This window comes from Micromonospora jinlongensis (assembly GCF_013410645.1).
GTDB lineage: Bacteria > Actinomycetota > Actinomycetes > Mycobacteriales > Micromonosporaceae > Micromonospora > Micromonospora zamorensis.
Window position 1 is genome coordinate 2,822,795 of record NZ_JACCHK010000001.1, and the last position, 26,968, is coordinate 2,849,762.

General features: G+C 71.1%; 20 protein-coding genes and 2 tRNA genes. 1 reads left to right on the plus strand and 21 read right to left on the minus strand.

What is annotated here, in order from left to right:
* Window positions 1–768 precede the first annotated feature (768 nt).
* The 5 genes from HNR22_RS12135 to HNR22_RS12155 form a co-directional block, all read right to left on the minus strand.
* A complete protein-coding gene (locus HNR22_RS12135) occupies window positions 769–1,077 on the minus strand; it encodes a hypothetical protein (protein ID WP_179780459.1) in 309 nt (102 codons plus the stop codon).
* 156 nt (window positions 1,078–1,233) lie between these two features.
* A tRNA-Ile gene (locus tag HNR22_RS12140) sits at window positions 1,234–1,310 on the minus strand.
* Window positions 1,311–1,431: 121 nt separating this feature from the next.
* Complete coding sequence (locus tag HNR22_RS12145) at window positions 1,432–2,670, minus strand: NAD(P)/FAD-dependent oxidoreductase (protein WP_179780460.1); 1,239 nt, start codon at window positions 2,668–2,670, stop codon at window positions 1,432–1,434.
* Window positions 2,660–4,777: an MMPL family transporter gene (locus HNR22_RS12150; RefSeq protein WP_179780461.1), complete on the minus strand. Its 2,118-nt coding sequence runs from the start codon at window positions 4,775–4,777 to the stop codon at window positions 2,660–2,662. The genes HNR22_RS12145 and HNR22_RS12150 overlap by 11 nt, the downstream gene beginning before the upstream one ends.
* 158 nt (window positions 4,778–4,935) lie before the next feature.
* Window positions 4,936–5,008 (minus strand) — tRNA-Asn (locus HNR22_RS12155).
* A 262-nt stretch (window positions 5,009–5,270) separates the two neighbouring features.
* Between HNR22_RS12155 and HNR22_RS12160 the strand changes: the two genes are divergently transcribed.
* Window positions 5,271–5,684, plus strand: a complete 414-nt coding sequence (locus tag HNR22_RS12160) for a hypothetical protein (protein ID WP_179780462.1) — start codon at window positions 5,271–5,273, stop codon at window positions 5,682–5,684.
* Window positions 5,685–5,748: 64 nt separating this feature from the next.
* On the opposite strand, the gene HNR22_RS12165 is transcribed toward HNR22_RS12160, so the two are convergent.
* From HNR22_RS12165 to HNR22_RS12240, 16 genes are all read right to left on the minus strand, one after another.
* A complete protein-coding gene (locus HNR22_RS12165; RefSeq protein WP_179780463.1) occupies window positions 5,749–6,756 on the minus strand; it encodes a sugar phosphate isomerase/epimerase family protein in 1,008 nt (335 codons plus the stop codon).
* A 211-nt stretch (window positions 6,757–6,967) separates the two neighbouring features.
* The gene (locus HNR22_RS12170; protein WP_179780464.1) at window positions 6,968–7,471 is read right to left on the minus strand and encodes a sensor histidine kinase; all 504 of its coding nucleotides are present in this window, start codon (window positions 7,469–7,471) and stop codon (window positions 6,968–6,970) included.
* A 322-nt stretch (window positions 7,472–7,793) separates the two neighbouring features.
* Window positions 7,794–9,902: a ThuA domain-containing protein gene (locus HNR22_RS12175; protein WP_179780465.1), complete on the minus strand. Its 2,109-nt coding sequence runs from the start codon at window positions 9,900–9,902 to the stop codon at window positions 7,794–7,796.
* A gap of 75 nt (window positions 9,903–9,977) precedes the next feature.
* Window positions 9,978–12,836, minus strand: coding sequence for a PQQ-dependent sugar dehydrogenase (locus HNR22_RS12180; RefSeq protein ID WP_179780466.1), 2,859 nt, complete (start codon window positions 12,834–12,836; stop codon window positions 9,978–9,980).
* Between the two features lie 219 nt (window positions 12,837–13,055).
* On the minus strand, window positions 13,056–14,123 hold the full coding sequence (locus HNR22_RS12185; protein ID WP_179780467.1) for a polyprenyl synthetase family protein: 1,068 nt from the start codon (window positions 14,121–14,123) through the stop codon (window positions 13,056–13,058).
* Complete coding sequence (locus HNR22_RS12190) at window positions 14,120–15,535, minus strand: alkaline phosphatase family protein (RefSeq protein ID WP_179780468.1); 1,416 nt, start codon at window positions 15,533–15,535, stop codon at window positions 14,120–14,122. Before HNR22_RS12190 ends, HNR22_RS12185 begins: the two co-directional genes overlap by 4 nt.
* Complete coding sequence (gene eboE, locus HNR22_RS12195; RefSeq protein WP_179780469.1) at window positions 15,532–16,731, minus strand: metabolite traffic protein EboE; 1,200 nt, start codon at window positions 16,729–16,731, stop codon at window positions 15,532–15,534. The genes HNR22_RS12190 and eboE overlap by 4 nt, the downstream gene beginning before the upstream one ends.
* Window positions 16,731–17,585 (minus strand): TatD family hydrolase, encoded by an 855-nt coding sequence (locus tag HNR22_RS12200; RefSeq protein ID WP_179780470.1) that lies wholly within the window; start codon window positions 17,583–17,585, stop codon window positions 16,731–16,733. Before HNR22_RS12200 ends, eboE begins: the two co-directional genes overlap by 1 nt.
* Window positions 17,586–18,194: an EboA domain-containing protein gene (locus HNR22_RS12205; RefSeq protein WP_179780471.1), complete on the minus strand. Its 609-nt coding sequence runs from the start codon at window positions 18,192–18,194 to the stop codon at window positions 17,586–17,588.
* A 66-nt stretch (window positions 18,195–18,260) separates the two neighbouring features.
* Window positions 18,261–19,220 carry a sugar phosphate isomerase/epimerase family protein gene (locus HNR22_RS12210; protein WP_179780472.1) on the minus strand — a complete coding sequence of 320 codons (960 nt, stop codon included), beginning with the start codon at window positions 19,218–19,220 and terminating at the stop codon, window positions 18,261–18,263.
* On the minus strand, window positions 19,217–20,176 hold the full coding sequence (locus tag HNR22_RS12215) for an SCO3242 family prenyltransferase (protein ID WP_179780473.1): 960 nt from the start codon (window positions 20,174–20,176) through the stop codon (window positions 19,217–19,219). Before HNR22_RS12215 ends, HNR22_RS12210 begins: the two co-directional genes overlap by 4 nt.
* The gene (locus tag HNR22_RS12220; protein ID WP_179780474.1) at window positions 20,160–21,326 is read right to left on the minus strand and encodes an inositol-3-phosphate synthase; all 1,167 of its coding nucleotides are present in this window, start codon (window positions 21,324–21,326) and stop codon (window positions 20,160–20,162) included. The genes HNR22_RS12215 and HNR22_RS12220 overlap by 17 nt, the downstream gene beginning before the upstream one ends.
* 579 nt (window positions 21,327–21,905) lie before the next feature.
* Window positions 21,906–23,081, minus strand: a complete 1,176-nt coding sequence (locus tag HNR22_RS12225) for a Gfo/Idh/MocA family protein (RefSeq protein WP_425488100.1) — start codon at window positions 23,079–23,081, stop codon at window positions 21,906–21,908.
* A 54-nt stretch (window positions 23,082–23,135) separates the two neighbouring features.
* Window positions 23,136–24,188 (minus strand): substrate-binding domain-containing protein, encoded by a 1,053-nt coding sequence (locus HNR22_RS12230; protein ID WP_179780476.1) that lies wholly within the window; start codon window positions 24,186–24,188, stop codon window positions 23,136–23,138.
* 98 nt (window positions 24,189–24,286) lie between these two features.
* Window positions 24,287–25,414 carry an ABC transporter permease gene (locus tag HNR22_RS12235; protein ID WP_179780477.1) on the minus strand — a complete coding sequence of 376 codons (1,128 nt, stop codon included), beginning with the start codon at window positions 25,412–25,414 and terminating at the stop codon, window positions 24,287–24,289.
* A complete protein-coding gene (locus HNR22_RS12240; protein ID WP_179783521.1) occupies window positions 25,411–26,919 on the minus strand; it encodes an ATP-binding cassette domain-containing protein in 1,509 nt (502 codons plus the stop codon). Before HNR22_RS12240 ends, HNR22_RS12235 begins: the two co-directional genes overlap by 4 nt.
* Between the last annotated feature and the right edge of the window lie 49 nt (window positions 26,920–26,968).

Genomic DNA, 26,968 nt, shown 5'->3' on the forward strand with positions numbered 1-26,968 from the left:
GTAACCCCGATGCTCGTGCCTTTGGATGGACGGACTTCCCCGACGAAATCATCCTGGGGATCGGTGACCATGGCGCCCGCTGGGATCTGGGAGCCGGCCCTGAAGATGTCGCCCTGCTCCAAGACATTGCTCGCTCAGTGATCGCCGGCAGGGTCCGGGAGGTATTCGCTCCAGGCCGCTCGGCTGTCTCGGTCACGCTCGTTGATGGTTCGATAGAGACCGAGATCGGAGGCAAAGCACCAATCGGCTGCCTGCCGCTACCCTTTTGGCGGCGTTGGTCCCGCAGCGTCCACTTCCTTTACTTCCCGCCGGATGCTGGCCTGGTCCGCGCCCGTGGCGCTCGCGCTGACCGCGATCGCCCCGGGCCTACCGGCCCAGGCCGCGCCGAAGCCCACGCCCACCGTCACCGCCGGCCCGGTCGACAAGGATCTCAACGGTGACGGCGTCGCGGACCTGGTCGCTGTCGGCGGCCCAGGCACCAGCCTCGGCTCCGGCGTCTGGTCGGCGCTCGGCCTGAAGTCTCGAAAGACGGGAGTGAGCTGTTGCCGATGCGATTCTCGGTCGAGACCGGCGATCGCCGGACCAGAGAGATCGACTACCCCATCGCCCTGGTGGGGAGTGTCTGGCACGTCAGGACTGAGCAGCCGTGCGCGCACTCCCGTGAGGTGAAGAAGCGCGGCGGATAGCGCTGAAACGGGTCTCCTCGTCGGCAGTGCCGCTCCCCCCGGTTCCTGGTCGAACCGATAGCTTGCCCAGCAGCCCAGCTCCTCATCGGCTTGAGGGCATCGGCTCGCCGGACAGGACATGGTGAACGAGGGTGATCAGGAACAGGACGCTGGCCGCAGCGAAGACTGCGCCCATTACCCGTTCCAGCAGAACGAAACGCGCCAGACGCTCGTCGTACTGAGCATCCGGAAGCCAGCGCCACGGCGGGACTCGCCGTAGCACGCTCGCGGTGGCCATCGACCGGCGCATGTGCCACTCGGTCACCCCTCGGAAGTTCGTCGCGAGGGCGACACCGATGAGACCCAAGGCCAGAATCATCACGACACCGGCCACGAATCGCCATGTCTCCATCTGACCTCCTTGGCGCGGGCCACCGATCGTGGGTGCTCTCGTCGGTGCCGCTGCCCGGTTCCTACTCGGGCCGATCGCCGCGCAGATCGCCGGCCACGCTGATGTTCCGTCCCCGGCCGGTGAGCGTCGGCAGCATGCCTGACCAGGGGAACTACGTGGTGGGGCGGGCGGGACTCGAACCCGCGACCGAGGGATTATGAGTCCCCTGCTCTAACCGGCTGAGCTACCGCCCCGAACACCGCGCCGGATCTTATCCCGCTCGGCGGTCAGCAGCCAGCACCGAGCCGGCCGGCGCCCACGCCTGTACCAGCACGATGGGCTACAGGAATATAACAGCGTGCTCGGGTACGCCTGTCAGCCGGCGCGCAGCTCCTCCAACACCTCGCCGGCGGCGCGCCAGCCGCTGGCGAGAGCGCCCTGGATGGATGGGCTGTCGCGGTGGTCACCGGCCACGAACAGCCCCTCCCCCAACGAGACGGGCTTGCGTAGCTGCCCCTGCGGCGGTGGCGCAGCCGGGAGCGCGTTCGGGACGGCCACTGTGGTGAGGTGGGTCCAGTCGGCGGTGGAACGGCCGTACAGCCGGGTCAACTCGGCCCGGATGGTCGACTCGGGTGGGGCGCTCGGGCCGACCACCGACGTGGCGACGAGGTGTCGTCCGGTGGGCGCGTACGTCGGGGCGGCGTTGCTGAGCACCACCGTGTTCGCCACGATCTCGCGCCGGTCGCCGTCGACGAGCAGGACCGGTTCGGTGAGCGGCGGCTCGGGCGCGCTGTGGTAGTAGGTGGTGTAGCTGTGCATCCGTACCGTCGCCAGGGTCGGCAGCAGCGCGGACGCGGCGGGTGGATCGACGGCGACCACGACGGCCCGGCAGCGGATGTCGCCGGCCTGGGTGCGGACCCGACCGGGGGTGACCTCGGCGACGGGCATGTCCAGGTCGAGCAGGTCGGCGGGGAGCGGGTCGGCGATGGCCCGGGGCAGCGCGGCCATTCCCTCGGCGGGCAGGCCGATGCGGCCGCGGGCGAACGACCGCAGCACCATCGCGAGGACGTGGCTGGAGGTGGCCAGTTCCCTGTCGATGAACACACCGGACAGGAACGGCCGCAGCAGCTCCTCGATGATCGCGTCGGAGAGGCCCGCCCGGCGTAGCGCGGTCTCGGCGCTGGTCTCCGGTGCGGCGAGCAGCCGGGACGTGGGCAGTGTGGCGCAGCCGGTGGCTAGCGCGGCGAAGCGCAGCCGGTCGCGCAGGGAGCCGATGCCGGCGAGCGCGGTGCCGGGGGCGCCGGTCGGCTCCCGCAAGGGGTTGACCAGCCGCAGCAGGTCGTCGCCCTTGCGCACCAGCACGCCGGAGGTGAAGTACCCGAGGTCGAGCCGGTCGGTGTCGAGCAGCGTGCCGAGCCGGGGGTAGGCGGTGTTGAGCACCTGGAAGCCCCGGTCGATGAGGTGTCCGTCGACCACGTCGGTGGCGACCCGGCCGCCGAGTCGCCCGCTGGCCTCCAGCAGCCGCCAGGGCACGCCGGCGCGGTGCAGCCGACGGGCGGCGGCGAGGCCGGCCAGGCCGCCGCCGACGATGACCACGTCGGTCTCAGCCAGCATCGCGCGCCTCCCGCTCACCGTTCGCCCGGGACAACCGGCCCGGCCACCAGATCTTCGGCCCAATGTCGTACGCGAGTGCGGGCACCAGCAGCGACCGGACGATGATCGTGTCGATCAGTACCCCGATCGCGACCGCCGTACCCAACTCGACAAGCACCACGAGGGGCAGCACGGCGAGGGCGGAGAAGGTCGCGGCGAGCACGATGCCGGCGGAGGTGATCACCCCGCCGGTGACGGCGAGGCCGGCGAGCACACCGGCGCGGGTGCCGCGCTTGACCGACTCCTCGCGGACCCGACTCATCAGGAAGATGTTGTAGTCGATGCCGAGCGCGACCAGGAACACGAACGCGAACAGCGGGAACGACGAGTCCACGCCGGGAAAGTCGAAGACGTGGCGGAAGAGGATCGCGCAGAGGCCGAGGGTCGCCGCGAAGCTGAGCAGCACTGTGGCGATCAGCAGCACCGGGGCGAGCAGCGCGCGGAGCAGCAGGGCCAGGATGACCGCGATGACCACCAGCACCACCGGGATGATGACGTTCTGGTCGCGCTTCGCGGCGTCCGAGGTGTCCACGTTGATCGCGGTGAAGCCGCCGACCACGGCGTCCGCGCCGGGCACCTGGTGTACGGCCACCCGCAGCTCGCGGAGGGTCCGCTCGGCGCCGTCGCTGTCGGGTGGGTCGGCCAGGGTCGCCTCCAGCTGGACCCGCCCGTCGACGACCTTCGGGGTGGTGTTCTCCTCGGGTGGGCCGGTCTGCGGGCCGGTGGAGAGCGGGCGGACGTCGGCCACGCCGGGCACGCCCTGCGCCACCTGGGCGACCTGTCGGGCGGTCTGTTCGGTGGTGAAGATGGTGGCCGGGCTGCCCGTGCCGGCCGGGTAGTGCCGCGCGATCACCTCCTCTCCGTCGACCGAGTCGGTGCGCTGGGTGAACAGGTCGGACTGGCCGAGGGTGGTGGCGCCGAGCTGGGTGAGCCCGAGCGTGAGGACGGCCAGCACGACCGCGGTGCTCAGCCAGATCGGTCGGGCGTGCCGGGCCACGAAGCCGGCGATGCGGCTCCAGATGCCGTGCTCGGCGCGTGGGTCGGCCTGATCCTCGCGGGGCCGTCGGGGCCAGAACGCCCAACGGCCGCCGAGCACCAGCAGCGCGGGCAGGAAGGTGAGCATCACCAGCAGGGTGGCGCCGATGCCGATGGCGGCGACCGGGCCGAGCGCCCGGTTGGAGTTGAGGCTGGACAGCAGCAGGCAGAGCAGGCTGACGATGACCGTGCCGCCGGACGCGATGATGGCCGGCGCGGCGCCCTTCCACGCGGTGCGCATGGCGGCCCAGGGGCGGTCGTGGCGGTGCAGCTCCTCCCGGTAGCGGGCGATCAGCAGCAGCGCGTAGTCGGTGCCCGCGCCGAAGACCAGAACGGTGAGGATGCCCTGGGCCTGCCCGTTGAGCTTCACCACGTCGGCGTCGGCGAGCAGGTAGACGAACACCGAGGCGAGGGCGTACGACATACCGGCGGCCAGCAGCGGAAAGATCCAGAGCACCGGGCTGCGGTAGACGACCAGCAGGATGATCAGCACCACGACCAGGGTGACCAGCAGCAGTGGCCCGTCGATGGCGGAGAACACCTCGATCAGGTCGGCGAGCAGGCCGGCCGGTCCGGAGACGTCCACGGTGAGGCCGTCCCGGTCCCCGCCGGTGATGTCGCGGAGCCGTTCGACGACAGTGCCGATCTCCTCGCCCTCGGCGTCGTCCACCGGTACGACGATCTGGAGTGCCTGGCCGTCCTCGCTGGGGATGGGCGGGGGCAGCGGGGCGACCACGCCGGGCACCTGGGCGAACCGGGCCGCGTCGGCGCTCACCCGCTGTCGGTCGGCGTCGGTGATCCCGGAGGGCCGCTCGTAGACGACCAGAGCCGGGATGGTCTGCCGGTCGACGAACTCACCGGCGAGGTCCTGAGCGCGGGTCGCCTCGGCGTCGGTGGGCAGGAATGCGGCGTTGTCGTTGGTGGCGACCTCGGTGAGGCGCCCGGCGTACGGGCCGGCCACGCCGCCGATCACCAGCCAGGCCAGCACGACCGCCACCGCGATCAGCGTGGCCCTGCCGCCCCGTCCGGACATCCGCACTCACCCCAAGGATCGACGCATCAATCGACGCAGCGGGAGCCTCAGTCGACATCGACCATCCTGCCGGGCAAGCCGGTCGAGGGTGGGTGAAACCGGGTCACACACACGAAAACGCCCGTCGGCCGGTGGCTGACGGGCGTTGGGTGGAGAAGCTCCCCCGATTGGACTCGAACCAATAACCTGCCGGTTAACAGCCGGCTGCTCTGCCAATTGAGCTACAGGGGATCGTGCTCCGCGCGACTTCGGATCTCTCCGACGCCGTGCGACGGGACAAGAGTACAGGACATTCCCCGGTGGTGGTCCAGTGGGTTCCCTCCCCGCCGCCGCAGTGACAATAGGGGTAAATCGCCATCCGGGCACAAGCATGCTTGAGCGGAGAGCAGGATGGGTAGTTAGCTGCGGACAGAGGACGCAGGCGCGAATTGGTCGCCTTCCGACGGGGCAACTCGACGGGGCGACAGGCGCGTCAGGTACGGAAGGAGCCGCCATGCGCGGAAAGATCATGTTTCTTGGCGGGCTGGCTGCGGGATTCGTCCTGGGCGCCCGTGCCGGCCGGGAAAAGTACGAGGAGCTCGTTGTTCGGGGCCGCAAGGTGCTCGACCACCCGACCGTCCAGGAGGCGGCCGGGGTCGCGCAGGCCCAGGCCAACAAGTTCTACAGCGAGGGCAAGGACAAGCTCGGCCAGACCAAACTGGGCGAGAAGCTGGGCAGCGGAAACGGTAACGGCAGCACCGGCAAGCAGGAGCTGACCGCCGCCGACGACGCGTTCGCCGGCACGCCCGCCACCATGGGCGCCAAGGCTGGCACCAGCACGGTCGGCACGACCTCCGGGTCGCCGTCGTCCACCAACAACCCCCGCACCAAGCCGTCCGGCTCGGGCACGAACGCCAGCACGCTCTGACCAACCGCACGTCGACGGGCCGGTCGCCGCAGGGCGACCGGCCCGTGGTCTGTCCGAGGTACGGTCAGTCCTTGCTGCTGAACGCCGCGTCGAAGGCAGCGCTCGGGGCGTCGAAGGCCAGCCGGCGGACGAACTGCAACGCCTCCGGGGCACCGACGAGGCGGTCCATGCCGGCGTCCTCCCACTCGATCGAGATCGGGCCGGTGTAGCCGATCGCGTTCAGCGCGCGGAAGCAGTCTTCCCACGGCACGTCGCCGTGGCCGGTGGAGACGAAGTCCCACCCGCGGCGCAGGTCGGCCCAGGGCAGGTGCGAGGCGAGCCGGCCACGCCGGCCGTCCCCGGTGCGGACCTTGGCGTCCTTGCAGTCCACGTGGTAGATGCGGTCGGCGAAGTCGAAGATGAAGTTCACCGGGTCCAGCTCCTGCCACACGAAGTGCGACGGGTCCCAGTTCAGCCCGAACGCGGGCCGGTTGCCGATGGCCTCCAGCGTCCGCTTCGTCGTCCAGTAGTCGTACGCGATCTCGCTGGGGTGCACCTCGTGGGCGAACCGCACCCCCACCTCGTCGAACACGTCGAGGATCGGGTTCCACCGGTCGGCGAAGTCCTGGTAGCCGCGCTCGATCATCGACGGCGGCACCGGCGGGAACATCGCCAGGGTGTGCCAGATCGACGAGCCGGTGAAGCCGACGACGGTCTTCACCCCGAGCTTCGCCGCCGCCCGCGCGGTGTCCATGATCTCCTCGGCGGCCCGCTGGCGGACCCCCTCGGGCTCTCCGTCGCCCCAGATCCGACCGGGCAGGATGTCCTGGTGCCGCTCGTCGATCGGGTGGTCACAGACCGCCTGACCGACCAGGTGGTTGGAGATCGTGAAGACTTCAAGGTTGTGCTTCGCGAGAGTCTCCCGCTTGCGCTCGACGTAGGAGTCGTCGGCGAGCGCCTTGTCGACCTCGAAGTGGTCGCCCCAGCAGGCGATCTCCAGACCGTCGTAGCCCCACTCGGAGGCGAGCCGGCAAACCTCCTCGAACGGAAGGTCGGCCCACTGGCCGGTGAAGAGCGTGATGGGTCGCGCCATTGTTCTTCTCCCCTGTTGTCATGGGGGATTCCAGGTGCGGACCGGGGCGAGGGTGACCGGACGTACGCGGCACCGGACGGTCACCGGTGGGTGCGGAACACACCTGGGCCCAGCGGGTTGCGCCTCCCACCGGGCCACCGGCCACCAGCACGGTCGCCGCCCCCACCTTATTTCCGCAGCACCCCATCGGGGAAGCCCTGCGGTCAGCCGATCATCCGATCATTTCCTCGGGTGCGGGCAGCGCGGCCCGCACGGCGAAACCGCCACCGGCGCGCGGGCCGGCGGAGAACGTGCCGCCGAGCCGCTCCGCGCGCCTGCGTACCCCGAGCAGACCCCGCCCGGCGCCCTGGCCGCGCCCGCCTGACGGCGCGGCACCGGTGCCCTCGTCGCGTACCTCGATGGTGATGCCCGTGGAGTCGTAGCGCAGGCGGACCGCGACCGGCGCGCCCGGGGCGTGCCGGCACGCGTTGGTGAGCGACTCCTCGATGATCCGGTACGCCACGACGTCGACCGGCCCGGGCAGCGGCCGGGGTTGCCCGGCCAGGCTCCACCGCACCGGCTGACCGGCGGCGAAGCCCTCCACCAGCGCGTCGAGCCGATTCAGGCTCGGAGTCGGCCCGGTCGTGTCCTCGGGCTCGTCGGGCCGGCGCAGCGCATCACCCAGCCGGTGCCCCTGCGCCAGCACCCTCCCGCGCCACTGCGCGAACCGCCCCATGCAGGTCAAGGTACGGCAGCCGGCTGTGAGCCGGTCCGCGGCGTCGCCGGAACGGCCCCCACCCGGCCGGCGCTCTCGGAAAGCACCGCGTCGCCGGGCCGCGTGGAACGGGCGAGATCTGCGGGTCGCACACATCGGTGCGAGCGCTATACCTGTGAGTCATAGTTATGACTCACAGGTATAGCGCTCGTGGATGACACCATCTCGCCGCTCCGCCAGAGCCGACAAACCCGGCCGGTCGGGGCACGCCCGGCCCGGCACGGTCGGCGCTGGAGCGGGAGGGGCCGACGCCGTGAGCGTCGGCCCCTCCAGGCTCAGTCGGTCAGGGCAGGGTCCACTTCTGGTTGGCCGCGTTGAGGCAGGTCCAGAGGTGTACGACGGTGCTGTCCGCCGAGTTGTTGCCGGAGACGTCCAGGCACTTGCCCGACGACGGGTTGCGCAGGGTGCCGTCGGACGCCGCCGCCCAGTTCTGCGCGCCGCTGCCGTTGCAGGTCCAGAGCTGGATCTTGGTGCCGTCGGCGGTGCCGCTGCCGGAGACGTCCAGGCACTTGCCGAGGGCCTTGATCGTCGAGTTCGGCGTCACGGTCCAGGTCTGTGCCGCACTGCTGTTGCAGGTGTAGATCTGGATCTGGGTGCCATCGGCGGTGCCGCCGCTGCGCACGTCCAGGCACTTGCCGGCCAGACCCTTGATCGGGCCGACCCCGGTGCCGCCGCCGCTGCCCTTGACCAGGGTGAAGTCGTCCACGTCGAAGAGCCCCGTGCCACTACCGGTGAAGGTGAGGTAGAGGTTCTGGGTGCTGGACGGGACGTTGGACAACGCCGTGGAGACGTTGGCGAAGGTCGTCCAACTGCCGGTGTTCGGCACCGCGACAGTGCCGAGGACCGGGCCGGTGGCCGAGCCGGTGCGCACCTGGATGGCGCCACCCGCGCCGCCGGAGACGACCCGGGCCGTGAACGAGGTGACCCCGGCCAGGTTGACCCCGTTGTACGCGGCCCAGTCACCCGGGTCGATGTAGCCGATGGTCTGCCCACCGTTGGCGCCCGCCTTGGTGAACGCGGAGACGCCGTTGGCCGAGCTGAACGCCTCGGCCTGGATCGTGCCGGTGGGCGGTGGCGTGGTGCCCAGCTCCTTGACCCGGATGTTGCGGAACGAGGCGTCGTCACCGGTGCCGTGGTTCTGGATGCCGATGTGACCGGCCAACGAGCGGACCGGGTTGGTGTTGGTGAAGTCGTTGATCTTCACTCCGTTGAGGAAGATCTGCAACCGCTCGCCCTCGACCAGCAGCTCGTAGGTGTTCCACTCCCCCGGCGCGTTGAGTGCCGCGTCGCGGGCCGCCGTGTCAGCCGACTTGAAGGTGTAGACCGACCCGGTCGTGCGGTCGGCGGCGTCGGTGGCGTCGATCTGGATCTCGTAGCCGTTGTCCACCGCGGACCACGGGTCACTGGACGGCGGGAAGCCGATGAAGATGCCGGAGTTGTCGTCCCCGGCCAGCTTCCAGTCCAGCTTGAGCGAGTAGTTGGTGAACTGCTTGGCGTTGTACCAGAACAGCCCCATGCCGCCGACCGAGGTCAGGGTGGCGTCGGAGTTGGTGAAGTTGCCCGGACCGGCCTGGGACCAGCCGGCCGTCGAGCCGTTGAAGATCGGGGTGTAGCCGGTCTCGGGCCGGCAGTCGGCCTTGCTCCGGCCGGAGGCGTACCGGATGCCGCCGAGCAGGTGCGCCCGGAACGCCGGCTCCGCGTACGACGCCTGGGTGTGCCCGGCACCGGTGTAGAACGACCGGCCACCGTTGTAGCTCTTGCACCAGCTCAGCGGGTGGTCGGAGCCCATGCCACCGCCGGAGTACGACGACTCGTCCAGCGTGGCCAGCACGTGCGCGGTCGACCGGGCGTTGGTCCGGTAGTTGTACCACTCGTCGGTGCGGGTCCAGGTCTGCGGCAGGTGCGCGGTCGCCGCGTGGCCCCGGTCCTCCACCTTCATGTTGGCCTGCTGGATCGCCGGGTGCGAGGCGAACCACGCGCCCACGAGGTTGCCGTAGAAGGGCCAGTCGTACTCGGTGTCGGCGGCCGCGTGCACACCCACGTACCCGCGGCCGGAGGCGATGTAGGACTCGAAGGCGGTCTGCTGGCTGGCGTTGAGCACGTCGCCGGTGGTGTTGAGGAAGACCACAGCCTCGTACTGGGCGAGGTTGCTGGTGGTGAACGCGGCGGCGTCCTCGGTGGCGGTGACGGTGAAGTTGTTCGCCCCACCCAGGTCGCGGATGGTCTGGATGCCGACCGGGATGGCGTCGTGGCGGAACCCGGCGGTCTTGGAGAACACCAGCACGTCGTACGGGGCGTCGGCGGCGCTGGCCGGGCTGGCTGGGGTGGTGCAGGCGATGACGGCGAGTGCGGCCATGGCCGCACCGAGGACGGGTCGCAGGCGTCTGCGCATATCGCTCTCCTAATTGCGGTTAGGAGGGGCCCCTCGGCATCACACTAGGTGCTGCCGAGGGGCGCTCCTGTCAGCTCAGGGCAGGATCCACTTTTGGTTGGCGGCACCGCTGACACAGGTCCACAGGTGGACCACGGTGCTGTCGGCGGAGTTGTTGCCGGAGACGTCGAGGCACTTGCCGGACGACGGGTTACGCAGCGTGCCGTCGGCCTGGGCCGCCCAGTTCTGCGCAGCGGTCCCGTTGCAGGTCCAGAGCTGGATCTTGGTGCCGTCGGCGGTGCCACCGCCGGAGACGTCCAGGCACTTGCCCAACGACCTGATCGTCGAGTTCGGCGTGACCGCCCAGGTCTGCGCGGCGCTGCCGTTGCAGGTGTAGATCTGGATCTGGGTGCCGTCGGCCGTGGCGGCGCTGCGCACGTCCAGACACTTGCCGCCGAGACCCTTGATCGGGCCACCCCCGCCGGTCGGGGGCGTACCGGTGACGAAGGTGAAGGCATCCAGGTCGTAGAGCGCTCCGGTGCCCGACCCGGCGAAGGTCAGGTAGAGCGTGGTCGTGCCGGTCGGCGGACTGGTGATCGTCCCGGTCACCGTGGCGAAGGTTTCCCAGCTGCCGGTCACCGGGACCGTGGCCGAGCCGAGCACCGTGCCGGTGGCGGAACCCGCCCGGACCTGGAGGGTGCCACCGGCGCCCGCCGAGGAGACCCGGGCGTTGAACGAGGTCACGTTGCCCAGCCGGTACGGCTGGAACGCGATCCAGTCGCCGTTGTTGATGTCGCCGACGGTCTTGCCACCCTCGGCCGGGGTCTTGCTGAACACGTTGATCCCCGACGAGGTGCCGTAGAACTCGGCCTGGCGGTGCCGCGGCGGCAGCGTGTGCTGGGTGTGCGTGGTCAGCCCACCGGCGTCGGTGTATTCGGCGTCGAAGATCGCGAAGATGTTCGCCGCGTCGTCGTGCTCACCGTCGACCGGGATGGTGATCGAGCCCGAGCAACCGGTCTTCGAGGTGATCTGGTGCCCGTGCTGGTCGTGCCCGAGCACGTAGGTCATCTTGACCTTCGTGCAGTCGATGGTGCCGTCCTCCGGGTCGGACACCGTGATGCTGTACGCCACGGTGTCCCCGAAGCCGAACAGCTGACCGTTGCCCGGGTTGTTGATCGTGACCGTGGGCGCGGTGTTGCCGACGCTGATCTGCACGCTGCTGCTGCCGGTGGCACCCTGTGGGTCGCGCACCGTCAGCGTGGCGGTGTAGGTGCCGTTGGCGCTGTAGGTCTTCGTCGGGTTGGCGGCGGTCGACGTGGTCCCGTCACCGAACGCCCACGCGTAGGTCAACGCGCCACCCTCGGGGTCGGCCGAGCCGGCCGAGGAGAACGTCACAGCGAGCGGGGCCGCGCCAGAGGTGCGGTTGGCGCTGGCCTTCGCGGTGGGCGCCCGGTTGCCGCCGCCGACGTAGTCGAAGCGGTAGAGCGCCGAGTTGGCGTCACCGTTGAAGTAGCCGGTGCCGTAGTCGAGCACGTAGTACGCGCCGTCCGGGCCGAACGCCGAGTCCATCACCTGCTTGCCGACCCAGGGAAAGGTGTCGATGGTGCCCCGGGAGCCGTCGGCGTTGACGTGGATCGGCTTGATCCAGCCTCGGCCGAACTCGGTGGCGAAGAACTGCCCGTCGAAGGACTGCGGGAACTTGGTGGTGGAGGTCGACGAGGCGTTGTACCGGTAGACCGGGCCGCCCATCGGCGACTCGGAGCCACCGCCGAACTCGGTCGGGGTGCCGGCATCACCGGCGTACCGGATCCAGGCCGGCTGGGCCGGCGGCAGGGTGGTCAGGCCGGTGTTGCGGAACGAGTTGTTGGTCGGCCCGCCGGTGCAGTTGTACTTCGCCCCGCCGGTGTTGGCGGCGAAGTCCCACTCGTTGTACGTCTCGGTGGAGGTGTTGGTGCCGGTGCAGTACGGCCAGCCGTAGTTGCCCGGCGCGGCGACCCGGTTGAACTCCACCTGACCGGACGGCCCGCGGGTGGAGCTGGTGGTGCCGGCGTCCGGCCCGTAGTCACCGACGTAGACCACCCCGGTGGCCTTGTCCACGCTGATTCGGAACGGGTTGCGGAACCCCATCGCGTAGATCTCCGGCCGGGTCCTGGCCGTGCCGGGGGCGAACAGGTTGCCCGACGGGATGGAGTACGTGCCGTTGGCGTTCACCTTGATCCGCAGGATCTTGCCGCGCAGGTCGTTGGTGTTGCCGGCGCTGCGCTGCGCGTCGTACGCGGGGTTGCGGTTGGTCCGCTCGTCCAACGGTGAGTAGCCGGACGATTCGAACGGGTTGGTGTCGTCGCCGGTGGACAGGTAGAGGTTGCCAGCGGCGTCGAAGTCGATGTCCCCGCCCACGTGGCAGCACACGCCCCGGCTGGCCGGAACGTCGAGCACGTCGACCTTGCTGGCCTGGTTGAGCGTGAAGTCGGAGTTGAGGGTGAACCGGGAGAGCCGGTTGACGCCGTCCCAGGCCGAGAAGTCGGTGCCGGTGGCCGGCGCGTCGCCGCCGGGGGTGGAGAGCGGCGGGGCGTAGTAGAGGTAGATGTAGCGGTTGCTGGCGAAGCCCGGGTCGATCCCGACGCCCTGCAACCCCTCCTCGTCGTGCGTGTAGACCGACAGGGTGCCGATTACGGAGGTGGTGCCGTTGGCGTCGGTGCGGCGCAGGGTGCCGTTGCGGGCGGTGTGCAGCACGGAGCGGTCCGGCAGCACCGCCAGCGACATCGGCTCACCCATGTCGCTCACCCCCCGGGCGAGCTCAACCTGCTGGAAGTCGGTGGCGACGATCGTGTGCGCCTGCGCGGGGGCCGTGCCGACGGCGAGGGAGACGGCGCCGGTGGTGGCCGCCAACAGCAGCGCCGATCCGGCGGAGAACCATCGTCGGGATCGTTGTCTTGGAGCGTCCTTCGTGGACATGTGTGCTGCCCCTTCCTGACGAGTGACTGCCAGGCGGGCGCGCGCCGTCGCGCCGGATGCCGTAGCGGTGATGGTGGGGGTCGATGGGTTACCGCGCCGCCGGTTCACCTCGACGAAACATTGTCGTGTTGGTCACGACACTAAGTTGGACGTGTCGATGTGTCCATACCTTCCGGCGATTCAGCATCAACTTTCGTCGATCTGATCGAAAGTTGCCGGTCAGGCCCGGCGGTCGATCGCCTGCCCGGCCAGCGCGACCAGCGCCGCGCGAGCCTCGTCGGCCACCATCGCGGCCTGCAGGGCGACGAGCGCCGCCTCCGTCCGCACCCGGATCATCTGCTCGATCCGATCCCGGGCACCGGTCGCCTCGATGATCGCGCGCAGCTCCGCCGCGCCGTCGGCGTCCAACGCCGGATTGCCGAACAGCTCCCGCAGCCGGGCGGTCTGCGACCGGTCGGCGGCACTGCGGGCCAACGCCATCATCACCGTGGGCTTGCCCTCGCGCAGGTCGTCCAGGACCGACTTGCCGGTGACCGCCGGGTCCCCGAAGACACCCAGCACATCGTCGCGGAGCTGGAACGCGTCGCCCAGCGGGTCACCGAACTCGCCCAGCGCGGCGATCAACTCCGGGCCCGCGCCGGCCAGGGCCGCGCCGATCTGGAGTGGCCGGGTGACCGTGTACCGGGCAGCCTTCATCCGTATCACGGTGAGCGCGCTGGCCACCGAGCCGTCACCCACGCCCGAGACCAGGTCCAGGTACTCCCCCGCGATCACCTCGGTACGCATCAGCGCGAACACGCCGTACCCGCGGTGCACCTGTTCGGTGCTCAGCCCGCACTCGTGGAACATCTGATCCGACCAGGCCGCGCAGAGGTCTCCGCAGAGCAGCGCGGTGTTGCGGCCGTACGCCTCGGGGTCACCGCGCCAGGACGAGCGGGCGTGCAGGTCGGCGAAGAGCCGGTGCACCGACGGCTCACCCCGGCGGCGGTCGCTGCCGTCCAGGATGTCGTCGTGGATCAGCGCGAACGCGTGGAACAGCTCCAGGGCGGCGGCCGCCACCACGATCGGGGTGCCGTCGGCCGCGCCCGCCCCGCGCCAGCCCCAGTAGCAGAAGAGCGGGCGCAACCGTTTGCCACCGGCCAGCACGAACCGTTGCAGGGCGGTGAACACGCCGCGCGGCGCGCCGTCGGGCCAGTCCGGGCCCTGCCGTTCGAGGAACCCGGCCAGCTCCGCGTCGAAGCGCGCCCGCAACCCGCTCGCGTCGGTGGGCGCGACGGTGACCGTCATGCCCCCTCCCCCGACCCGCCCGTACCGCCGGCGCCCAACCCGGCCAACTCCAGCAGCAGCGCCTTGACCTCGGTGGCCGCGATCCGGTCCCGGGCTGCCGTCGGGTCGGAGCAGAGCAGCACCGGCGCGTCCGCCGGGTCGTCCGGCAGCCGCCCGTGCGAGCCCCGCACCGCCTGCGCGCCGGCGTCCAGGCCGACAGCGCTCATCAGGTACCGCATGCCGAGCTTCTTGCGGGCCAGGGCCACCCCGGCGCGGGCCTTCGCGGCACCGGGGTTGGCCGGGTCGAAGAACAACTCCGCCGGGTCGTAACCCGGCTTCCGATGAATCTCCACGAGGCGGGCGAAGTCCGGCGCCCGGGCGTCGTCCAGCCAGTAGTAGTAGGTGAACCAGGCGCCCGGCTCGGCCACCAGCACCAGCTCACCCGCGCGCGGATGGTCCAGACCGTGCGCGGCCTTGCCCTCGGCGTCGAGCACCTCGGCCACCCCGGGCAGGTTGGCGCAGAGCTTCGCCACCGCCGGCACGTCGGCCGGGTCCTTGACGTAGACGTGCGCGACCTGGTGATCGGCGACCGCGAAGGCCTTCGACGTCCACGGGTCGAGGTATTCCATGCCAGCCTGGGTGTGCACCCGCAGCAGCCCCTCGCTGCGGAGCAGCCGGTTGACGTCCACCGGCCGGGACACGTCGGTGATGCCGTACTCGGAGAGCACCACCACTGTGGCGTCCCGCGCCCGGGCGGCGTCCAACAGTGGCCCGAGCACCTCGTCCAGCTCGGCTGCCGCCGCGGCGGCCTGGGCCGACGAGGGACCGAAGCGTTGCAGGTCGTAGTCCAGGTGCGGGACGTAGACCAGCGTCAGGTCGGGTGACACGTCGGCGAGGATCTGCTCGGCCGCCTGGCAGATCCACCGCGACGACGGCAACCCAGCCGTCGGCCCCCAGTAGGTGAACAGCGGGAAGGTGCCCAGCCGCCCGGTGAGCGCGTCGTGCAGCTCCGGCGGGTCGGTGTAGCAGTCCGGCTCCTTGCGCCCGTCGGCGTAGTAGACGGGGCGTGGGGTGACCGTCCAGTCGACGTCCGCGCCCATGGCGTACCACCAGCAGACGTTGGCGACCGTGTAGCCCGGCTCGGCCTTGCGGGCCGCCTGCCAGAGCTTCTCCCCGCCGACCAGCGCGTTGTGCTGCCGCCACAGCAGCACCTCGCCCAGCTCCCGGAAATACCACCCGTTGCCGACGATCCCGTGCCCGCTGGGCGGCTCCCCGGTGAGGAAGGTGGACTGCACCGAGCAGGTCACGGCGGGCAGCACGGTGCCCAGCTCGGCCCGGAAGCCGCCGTCGGCGACCCCCCGCAGTCGAGGCATGTGCGCCAGTAGTCGGGGCGTCAACCCCACCACGTCGAGGACCACCAGTCGCCGGCTCATCGCGTCACCCCCATGCTCACGGATCGCTCTGCGGTCAGGCCGAGGCCGACCAGTTCGTCCCGGGCGAAGGCCAGCTCCGCGGCGATGCCCGCGGCCAGCTCCGCGTCGGTGCCGGGCCGTCGTGCGGCCGGCAGCACCCCCCAGGTGTACGTCTCGACGTCGAGGTGGTCGCAGCCGGCGGTCGGGCCGTCGAAGAGCGCTCTCAGGGCCGCGCGAAGAACCGGCAGGGTCGAGCCGAGCGGTTCCTCGGGTGGGGCGTGCAGTGGCACGTGGTAGTGCACCCGCCACGGCCCGGGTAGCGCCCTGTCCAGTGCCTCGTCCAGGTCGTCAGCCGCGTACGCCGGGTCGGCCGGGTCGGCCAGACCGACGCAACCGGCGCCCCGGGTCTGGTGCAGGAAACGTGGCTCCACCCAGCGGCGCAACGCCTCGGCCCCACCCTCCGGGTCGGTGGCCTCGACGGCGGCGGAGACCTGCACCTTCACCACCGGCAGCCCGGCCGCCCGCAGTCGTTGCAGTGCCTCGGCCGGCTCCTCCCAGGCGCAGGCCAGGTGGGCCAGGTCGAGACAGACGCCCAGTCGCTCGGTGTCCATCCCGGACAAAAGCTCGGCGGCCTGGCCGGTGCTCTCCACGACACAGCCGGGCTCCGGCTCGAAGGCCACCCGCACCTCGCGGCCGGTGTCGCGCTGCACGGCGGCGAGGCCGGCGGCCAGCTGGTCGAGCCGGCGTCGGGCCGCGTCGGCCCGGTCGGTGTCCCAGGGTTGCCGCCAGGCCAGCGGCAGGGTGGAGATCGAGCCCCGAGCGGCGTCGTCGGGCAGCAGGTCGGCGAGCACCCGGGCCAGATTCAGCGTGTACGTCAGGCGCTGCTCGGTGGTCCAGTCCGGGTGGTACACGTCCTGCTTGACCACCGGGGCCTGGAAGGCCGCGTACGGGAAGCCGTTGAGGGTGACCACCTCCAGCCCGCGCGCGTCCAGCTCGGAGCGCAACCGGCGGCGTAACGTCGGGTCGGCGGCCAGCTCGGCGGCGACCGGGGCGGCCAACCACAGGCCGAGCCCGAGCAGGTCAGTGCCGAGCGCCTCGCGGACCGGCACGGCGTAGGTGTCCAGTTGACCGAGGATGCCGGCGAGGTCCTCGGCGGGGTGCACGTTGGTGCAGTAGCCGAGGTGGACGGTGTCGCCGCCGGCATGCCGCAGCCGCATCAGCTGCCGCCGCGCAGGATCGAGTTGCCGGTCTGCGGGTCCACGGCGCTGACCTCCAGGTCGGTGAGGTCGAGCCGGCCGGACTGCCCGTAGAACTCCACCGGGTTGCGCCACAGCACCTTGTCGACGTCGTCGTCGCTGAACCCGGCCAGCAGCATCGCCTCGCCGGTGGCCCGGGTCAGCAACGGGTCGGAGCGCCCCCAGTCGGCAGCCGAGTTGACCAGCATCCGCTCCGTGCCGTACTCCCGCAGCAGCTCCACCATCCGCGACGGCGTCATCTTGGTGTCCGGGTAGATGGAGAAGCCCAACCAGCAGCCGCTGTCCCGGACCAGCTTGACGGTCACCTCGTTGAGGTGGTCGACCACCACGCGACCCGCCTCGATGCCGGATTCGGCGACCACGGCGAGGGTCCGTTCGCATCCGCGGGCCTTGTCCCGGTGCGGGGTGTGCACCAGCGCCGGCAGGTCGTACGCCACCGCCAGGGCGAGCTGCGCGGCGAACGCCTCGTCTTCCTCCGGCGTCATCGAGTCGTACCCGATCTCGCCGACCGCCACCACCGCGTCCTTGTCCAGGTAGCGGGGCAGCAGGTCGAGGACCGGGCGGCAGCGCGGGTCGTTGGCCTCCTTGGGGTTAAGGGCCACCGTGGCGAAGTGCCGCACCCCGAACTGACCGGCCCGGAACGGCTCCCACCCGATCAGGGAGTCGAAGTAGTCGGTGAACGAGGCGGCGCTGGTGCGCGGCTGACCCAGCCAGAACGAGGGCTCCACCACCGCGCGTACTCCGGCTGCGGCCATCCGTTCGTAGTCGTCGGTGGTGCGTGAGGTCATGTGGATGTGGGGGTCGAAGATGCGCATTCACGCCTCCCGGGGCAGTGCGGCGGTGAGCCGGTCGAGCAGGTCGGTGGCGTCGGCGGGCAGGTCCCGGCCGGCGGCGTGCCGTTCGGCGGCGAGCGCGGCCAGCATCGCGGCCAGCTCCCCGTCGGCCCGGGTGTCCAGGTCGGCCACGGCGGCGAGGGGGACGCCGCTGAACACGCACTTGAGCACCGCCTGCCGCCAGGCGGCTGGGTCGAGGTGCCGGGCGTACGGGCCGAGGGCGGCGGCGACCAGCCGGGTGTCGTTGGTCCGGATCGCGTCGTGCAGCAGCGGCATGCCGGCGGCGCCGATCGGCAGTAGCGGCAGTGCCCGCAGCACGGCTCGCCGCTCGGCCGCGTCGCCGTGCTGGTAGAGGCTGTCGGCGTACGCCGCGTGGTCGCCGGGCAGTGCCGTGAGCAGCAGCACCCGGGCCGCGTCGTCGGCGGTCCAGCCGGGCAGGTCGGGCAACGGGCCCCGACCGCAGCGCCGACCTGCGGCGGGGAAGAGCCGGGTGATCGCGGTGGGCTCGGTGGTGACCCGGCGCAGCGCCGTGTCCAACCAATCGGGATCGGGTACGCCTCGCAGCGCGGCCCGTAGTGAATCCGGTGTCATCCCCGTCTCCTCCCTCTTGCTGCTGTGCGGCTCCGCAGGTGCCCCAGCGCGTCCTTTGCTCTGCACCTACATATGCGCCGGGGCCTCTCCAGTGGGTGTCGCCTCGGCGGGTGCAGAGCAAAGGACGCTGGCAGGGTGGTAATCGGTGGCCGTCGCGGCGGCGGCGCGCAGGAACTCGATCGACCGGGCGGCCACTGCGGGCGCGGCGTGCGAGTCCCGGGGCAGCTCGACGGCGACCAGGCCGCGGTAGCCGGCGTCGCGCAGCGCGGCCAGCACCGGCGGGAAGTCGATCTCGCCGACGCCGAACTCCAGGTGCTCGTGCACGCCTCGGCGCATGTCGTCGATCTGCACGTTGACCAGGTGGTCGGCCACCTCGGCGACGCACTGCGGCACCGGCCAGGGCTCCAGGCACCGGCAGTGACCGATGTCGAGGGTGATGCCGAAGCGGGCCGGGTTGTCGAGAGCGGCGTGCAGCCGACGCCAGTCGGCGATGTCCTGCACCAGCATGCCGGGCTCCGGTTCGAAGCCGAGGGTGACGCCGGCGGTGTCGGCCGCGTCGACCACTGTGGCGCAGCCGGCCACCAACCGGTCCCAGGCGCACTGCGGTGACACCGCCTCGGGTCGGACACCGGCCCAGAACGAGACGGCCTCGGCGCCCAGGTCGGCGCCGATTCGCACGGCCCGGCGCAGGAACTCGATCCGCCGGGTCGGGTCGTCGTGCAGCAACGTCGGGGCGTGTTTCTGCCACGGGTCGAGCAGGTAGCGGGCCCCGGTCTCGATCACCACGGCCAGTCCGAGCGTCTCCAACCGTTTGCCGACCGCGGCGACCCGGCGGGTGAGCCCGGGGGCGAACGGGTCCAGGTGGTCGTGGTCCAGGGTGAGCGCCACGCCGTCGTAGCCGAGGTCGGCGATGACGGCGAGCGCGTCGTCGAGCCGGTGGTTGGCGAAGCCGTTGGTGCCGTACCCGAGGCGCAGCCTCGTCGCGTCGACGGCCGGCGCACCGGGCCGGGGCTCGGGGACGCTCATGTCGGGGAGACCTTCCGGGCCAGCCGTCGACCCAGCGGCGCGGCCGCCGCGACGGCTACCCCGAGCAGACCCGCTCCACCCCGCGCGGTGAGGGCCCCCTGGAGGGCCGGCAGACCGGTGATCCCGGCGCCGACGGCGGCGCGTACCCGCCCGGCCGACGGGTCCCGGACGACCTCGGCCTGGGCCGCGCCGTAGCGGGCGGCGTACCAGCCGGCCAGCACGGCGGGCAGCACCGCCGCGATCGTGGCGGACCGGCTGCGACCCGCGCCCCCACCGGCCTCGTCGACGGTCTCCGCCCGGTCGGTGGCCCCGGCCTGGTTCGCCGTTCGGCGGGCTGCGCGTCGCGCGCCCGGCACGGCGACGGCGGCACTGGCGGCGACCAACGCGGTGCCCGCGAGGGTGCGCATCGGCAGTTTGGCATCGGCGCCGGTGACCTCCCGGCGGGACAGCGCAGTGACCGTCCAGGTGTGCGCGGCGACCGTCGCCGCCGCCGGCAACGCCCGGGTCACCCGCCCACCGGACGCGCCGAGCAGCACATCCAGCCCCCGGCAGGCGGCCATCACGGCCGGACCGGCGGCGGTGTTCTTGGCCAGCAGGTCGTACCCCCAGATGGTGGCGGCCAGCGGCACGGCGAGCGCGACGGCGCGGCGACCGCCCACGGCGGCGGCCAGGCCCACGCCGGCGGCCGTGAGGCCCGCCGCGAGGCCCACCGCGGCGGCCGGGGTGACCCGCCCGCTGGGGATCGGCCGCTCGGGGCGTTCCACCGCGTCCAGGCCCCGGTCGGCCCAGTCGTTGGCGGCCATGCCGGCCCAGTAGAGCAGCACCGACGCGCCGGCCAGGGCGGGCGTACGCGGGCTCAGCGCGCCGGCCGCCGCCGCACCGGCGATCACGTCACCGGGCACCGAGAGCGCGGCCGGTGCCCGGACCAGCTCGGCGAGGTCAGCCAACGTTGTCATGGACACCGTCCCCGCCCGCGTGCAGCTGCCGGGTGAAGTCGCTCAGCCGGGCCCACTGCTCGCCCAGCGAGTGGGTGGGCGAGCCGAGCGGGTCCTTGAAGAAGAAGCCCAGCTCGGCCAACGGCCCCGCGTGCCCGGCGGCGTGCGCGGCGGCGGTGAGCCGGGCCAGGTCGAGCACCAGTGGGGCGGCCAGCGCGGAGTCGCAGCCGTGCCAGGTGAACTCCATCCGCATGCCGGTACCGAGGAAGCCGGCGAAGGTGATCAAATCCCAGGCGGTCTTGAAGTCGCCCAGGTCCTCGACGTACTCGATGCGGGTGCCGCCCTGCGGGACGTAGCCCAGCGTCTCGCCGAGCACCCGCTGCTTGCTCTGCACCTTCGCCGCGTTGGCTGCCGGGTCGGCGAGGGTGGCGCCGTCGCCACCGCCCAGCAGGTTGACCCCGGACCAGGAGCGCACGGCCAGGTTGCGCATCGCGAACATCGGCGCGAGCACCGACTTGACGAGGGTCTCCCCGGTCTTGCCGTCATGCCCGGCGTACGGCAGTCGGGCCTCCTCGGCCAGCGCGGCCAGCGCCGGCAGGCGCAGCCCGGTGGACGGTGTGAAGTCGACGTACGGGCAGCCGGCCAGCACCGCCGCGTACGCGTAGAGGGAGCTGACCGGCAGCACCTCGTCCGGCCCAGCGAGAGCGGCGCGCAACGCGGCCGGGTCGGCGTGCCCGGGGTGCGGCTCCGGTGCCGGCTCGGTGGCGGAGACGTTGACCACCACCACCCGGTCCAGGTGGTGCCGCTCACGGAAGCTGGTGAGGTCGCGGACCACGGCGTCGGCCCGGTGGGCCTGCGTGGCACCGACCGGTGCCGGGCGCAGCTCCTGCTCGACCGCGTTCAGCTCGTCGGGGAGCGCGGCGACCAGCCGCCAGGGGATGACACCGGCGTCGGCGAGGGCCTCGGCGCGCTTGGACAGCGGGGTGGTGGCCAGGTCGTGCCCGCCGAAGACGAGGTCGGCGAAGCTCGGCAGGGCGGGGCCGCGCAGCTCGGGCAGCTCGGTGACGCAGCCGGTGGGCCCGGCCAGGCCGGCCCGCAGCGCGAGCCCCCCGACGATGCTGGTGGTCGCGACGGAACCGCGCGCTCCTACCAGCCAGACACCTGTTCGCATGGTGCTCCTTCCCCGTTCACGAGGAACCGCGGTACCGCTAAATATAGGAATATCAGAATATGTTTCGGAAAGATACGCCCCGGTTTTGCGGGGCCCCGTCCACCCGTCCCGCACCGGTTTGGTACCGGGTTCCGACGTCGGCGTCGGCGGCGACGACGCCAGACCGGGTTCCGGTCCGGGCGCGGGCAGACGGGGCTTGGTAGACAGGGTCGGGTCGGCGTCTCGACCCTGTCTCCCCCGCATCCGACCGGCCGAGGCGCTGGTGCGTCCCGACCGGGCGTCTCAGGCCGCCGTGCCCACCAGGTCACGGGTGGGGGCAGCGGCGGGCGGTGCCATCAGGTCCTCCGGATCTCCGGATTGGTGGCGGTCCTCCGGTGCGGCCGGGGAATCCCGGTCCGGTCGCACCGGACGACCGTCCTGCTCGTGCGCCACCGGGCCGCAGTGCCCGGCCGCACGCTCTCCGACGCCGACCTCGTCCCGGCTGCGGGGCGCAATCCGCGGCCGGTCCCTCGCCGGTCGGCTTCGGGAAGCTGGTAGGGCGATGGTGGTGCGAATACCACCATCGCGGATGATCGATGGTCAGACGGCCGCCGCGATCAGCGCCGGCTCCACCTCGGTCCAGGAGGAACCGAGCTCCGCCGAGCGGGTCACCGCGTCCAGCACGAGCTGGACCTGCAACGCGTCGGCGAAGGATGGAGTCGGGTCGACGCCGGTGGCGATCGCCTCGATGAAGTCGCGCATCTCGTGCGTGAACGAGTGCTCGTAGCCGATGATGTGGCCCGGAGGCCACCACGCCGACATGTACGGGTGCTCGCCCTCGGTCACCAGGATGCGGCTGAAACCCTGCTCCACGCCCGGCCTGGTGGCGTCGTAGAACTCCAACTCGTTGAGCCGCTCCAGGTCGAAGATCACGCTGCCCAGCGAGCCGTTGATCTCGACACGCAACGCGTTCTTGCGACCGGTGGCGAACCGGCTCGCCTCGTACGTGGCCAGGGCGCCGCCGTCGAGCCGTGCCACGAAGACCGCGGCGTCGTCGACGGTGACCGGCCCGGTGGGCGCCGTGTGGCCGTCCACAGTGGCCGCGAGACCACTCGACTCGGCCGGCAACGGCCGTTCCTTGACGAACGTCTCCGTGACCGCGCTGACCCCGCTGATCCGCTGGCCGGTGACGAACTGGGTCAGATCGATGATGTGCGCACCGATGTCACCGAGCGCGCCGGAGCCCGCCCTGTCTTTCTGCAACCGCCAGACCAGCGGGAACTGCGGGTCCACGATCCAGTCCTGCAGGTACGTCGCACGGACGTGTCGAATCACCCCGAGTCGTCCGTCGGCGACCAACTGGCGCATCATCGTGACCGCGGGGACCCGGCGGTAGTTGAACCCGCACATCGACCGCACCCCGGAGGCCCGGGCGAGTTCCGCCGCAGCGGTCATCGCCCGTGCCTCCGCCACCGTGTTGGCCAACGGCTTCTCGCACAGGACGTGCTTACCGGCGGCCAACGCGGCGAGCGCGATCTCGGCGTGACTGTCGCCCGGGGTGCAGACGTCGATCACGTCGATGTCGTCCCGGTTGATCAGGTCACGCCAGTCCGTGGTGTACGCGTCCCAGCCGAGCCGGTCGGCGGCATCCGCCACCTTCGTTGTGTCTCGACCGCAGATCAGCGCCATCCGGGCCCGCGCCGGCAGGTCGAAGACGCGGTTCACGGTACGCCACGCCTGTGAGTGCGCGGCGCCCATGAACGCGTAGCCGACCATGCCGACCCGCAGTTCTTTGTCTGTCGTGGACAAGGTGGGTCTCCCCCCGGTATGTCAGAACCCGAGCTTGTCGTAGCTGCTCGCGTTCTCCTTGGTGATCGTCTCGGAGGCCAGGGTTACTTCCTTGGGAACCTGCAGTTCCGTGAGGTCGCCCAGGCCCCGGCCCTGCGCGATGAGCCGTGCGAGGGAGACTGCTGACGAGGCCATCGACGGGTTGTACGTGACCGTGGCCTTGAGCACGGTGTTGTCGGCCTTGATCGCGTCGATCGCGAGCTTCGAGCCGGCGCCGCCGACCATGAAGAACTCCGACCGGTTGGCCTGCTTGATGGCGGCGAGCACACCGATGCCCTGGTCGTCGTCGTGGTTCCAGATCGCGTCGATCTTCGGCAGCGCCTGGAGCAGCTGGGCCGCCTCACGCTGGCCGCTGTCCGAGGTGAACTCGGCGGAGCGACGGTTGTTCACCTTGAACCCGTAGGTCGCCAGGGCCGCCGCGAAGCCGGCGCTGCGCTCGACCGTCAGCGGGATCTCCAGGCCGGCGATCTCACCGATCACCGGGTTGGCGATGCCCTTGTCCTTGAGCTGCTTGCCGATGAAGTGCCCGGCCGAGACGCCCATGCCGTAGTTGTCGCCCTTGATGACCAGCCGCGAGGCCAGCGCGTCGGGGAACGCACGGTCGAGGTTCACGATCGGGATGCCCGCCTGCATCGCCTGGAGGGCAACGGCGTTGACCTCCTTGCCGTCGTGCGGCAGCACGACGATGATGTCCGGCTTCTGGGCGATCAGGGTGCCGAGCGTGGAGCGCTGGGCCTCGGAGTTCGACCCACCGTCGACCTCCTTGAACTCCACGTCCGAGTAGGCCGCGGCCTGAGCCTTGGCGTTGGCGTGGATCGCACCCATCCAGCCGTGGTCGGCGGCCGGCGCGGAGAAGCCGATGACGACCTTCTTGCCCGGCGCGTTGTTGCCGGCGCTGTCTCCGGCGGCCTTGGTCTGGGTGCTGGCGGCCGGCGTCTCGTTGCTGGTGCAGGCCGTGAGCAGGGTCGCAGCGCCTACTGCGGCTCCACCGAAAAGCAACCGGCGGCGCGACAGGTCGCGACTGTGCTGGGTCATGAATGACCTCCTGGGAGCGGGATTTGAGTTGGTGAGGGTGTGCGAGGCCCGGCCACTGTCGAATTTCTCGACGTCGCCCGGGACAACGGTGCGGTGCGTCAGGTTGCGGTGGTGACCCTGTTCCGCGCGAGGAGCCGAGTGACGGACTTGAACTGGAACTGCTGGACGAGGACGGCGGCGACGATGATGCCGCCCTTGACCATGTTCTGCGCCTCGATGGAGAGGCCGTTGATGGCGAAGAGGTTGGTGATCGTGGCGAAGATGATGACGCCGAGCAGGGAGCCGACGATCGTGCCCCGACCACCGCTGAGCAGCGTCCCACCGATGATCGCCGCGGCGATCGCGTCCAACTCGTACAGGTTGGCCATCGCCGCCTGCGCCGAGGTGGCCTGCGAGGTGAGCATGATGGCGGCGATGCCGCAGCACAGACCGGAGAGCGCGTAGAGCAGCATGGTGTGGCGGCGGACGTTGATGCCGGCCAGCCGTGCCGCCTCCGGGTTACCGCCGACGGCGATGGTCCGCCGGCCGAAGGTCGTCCGGTTGAGCACGACCCACCCGGCCACCACCACCGCGCCGAGGATGTAGACGAGGATCGGGATACCGATCACCTTGCGCGCCGCGATGTCGTTGATGAAGGTGCTGCTCGACACCTGCGTCTGCTTGTTGGAGATCGACGCCGCGAGGCCCCGCGCGGCCACCAGCATCGCGAGCGTCGCGATGAACGGCACCAACCGCCCGTACGAGATGAGCACGCCGTTGACCAGGCCGACACAGATGCCGACCGCGAGAGCCGTGAAGATCATCCCACCGGCGCCGTAGCTCTGGGTGGCCACCGTGGTGCACCAGACGCCGGCCAGCGCGACGATCGCCCCGACCGACAGGTCGATGCCACCGCCGATGATCACGAACGTCATGCCGACCGTCACCACGCCGACGACCGAGGCGAGCTGAAGGATGGCCAGGACGTTGTTCCAGACCCAGTTCGGGTCGCCGTACAGGTCGGGCTTGGTGATCGCGCCGACCACGATGAGTGCGGCGAGCACCCCGATCAGGCCGAGGTTGCGCTTGGCGCCGTCGCCGCCGTCGCCCCGCCACCAGGAGAGCTTGCCTGCGGATGCTGCTTTATCGGTGGCCACCGCCGTCTCCGCCGGATCCACCGGCGGAGACTGCGCCGGAAGCTGCGGGCGCTCCGGTGTGGCGGTGGGAGTGGGAGTCGCGTCGCTCATGCCGGTGCGCCTTCCATCAAGGACCCCGCCATCACGAGGTCAAGCACAGTGTTCTCGTCGAGTTCGCCGGCCGCGGCCTCGCGGACGACCCGCCCCTCCCGCATCACCAGCACCCGGTCGGACAGACCCAGCACCTCGGGCACCTCGCTGGAGACCAGCAGCACACCGACGCCCTGGGCGGCCAACGCCCGGATGACCTGGTAGAGCTCAGCCCGGGCGCCCACGTCCACGCCCCGGGTGGGCTCGTCGAGCAGCAACAACCTGGTGCCGCCGAGCAACCACCGCCCGACCACGACCTTCTGCTGATTGCCGCCGGACAGCGTGCGTACCGGCCGGTCGACGTCCCGGGGCCGCAGCTCCAGGGTCTCGGCGATCCGGTCCGCCTCGGCGCGTTCCTTGGCGGCGTTGGTGAAGCCGAGCCGCGCGTACCGGCCGAAGGTGGCCAGCGTGACGTTGCGGTAGATCGGCTCACCGAGCAGCAACGCCTGGCTCTTGCGTTCCTCCGGGGCCATCCCCATGCCGGCCCGTACCGCCGCGCCCACGCCGGGACGCAGCACCTTGCCGTTCATCCGGACCGAGCCGGCCTCCGCGAGACGGGCACCGTAGATGGTCTCCAGCAGCTCGGAACGGCCGGAGCCGACCAGCCCGGCGATGCCGACGATCTCCCCGGCACGCACGTTCAGCGAGACGTCGGCGAACTCGCCGGGCCGGGTCAACCCCTCCACCTGGAGCAGGTCCGCACCCGCGGCGTCGTCGCTCGGCCGGTCCGGGAAGACGTACTCGATGGTCCGGCCGGTCATCCGGCTGACCAGGTCGCGGGTCGGGGTGTCGCGCGCCGGCAGGTTCGCCGCGGTGGTCCGGCCGTCCTTGAGTACGGTGACCCGGTCACCGATCTCGCGGATCTCCTCCAGGCGGTGGGAGATGTAGATGACGGCGATGCCCTGCGCGGTCAGCTCCCGGATGATCCGGAACAGGTTGCCGACCTCGTCATGGGCCAGCACGGCGCTCGGCTCGTCCATGATGATCAGTCGGGCCTCGTGCGACAGCGCCCGGGCCATGCTGACGATCTGCTTGCCCGCCGCCGGCAGTGACCGGACCATCCGCCCGGGCGGAATCTCGCCGTGGCCGAGCCGACTGAGGATCTGCCGGGTGTGCCGGGCCATCCGGCCGCGCCGGACGAACCCGAAGCTGCGGTACTCGTGGCCGAGGAAGGCGTTCTCCGCCACCGACAGGTCCTCGACGAGGTCGAGCTCCTGGTAGATGGTGGCGATGCCGGCCTTCATCGCGGCCTGCGGGTTGGCGAACGTGGCCGGCTCGCCGCGCCACTCCACCTGCCCGGAATCCGGCTGGTGCACCCCGGAGAGCACCTTGATCAGGGTGGACTTGCCGGCGCCGTTCTGACCGAGCAGACAGTGCACCTCGCCGGCACGCACCTCCAGCTGCACACCGTCCAGCGCGCGTACGCCGGGGAAGGTCTTGACCAGATCGGTGAGGCGCAGGACCACCTCGCCCGCGACGGTGTCAGCGGGAGCCTCGACCAGCGGTGCCTCGGCG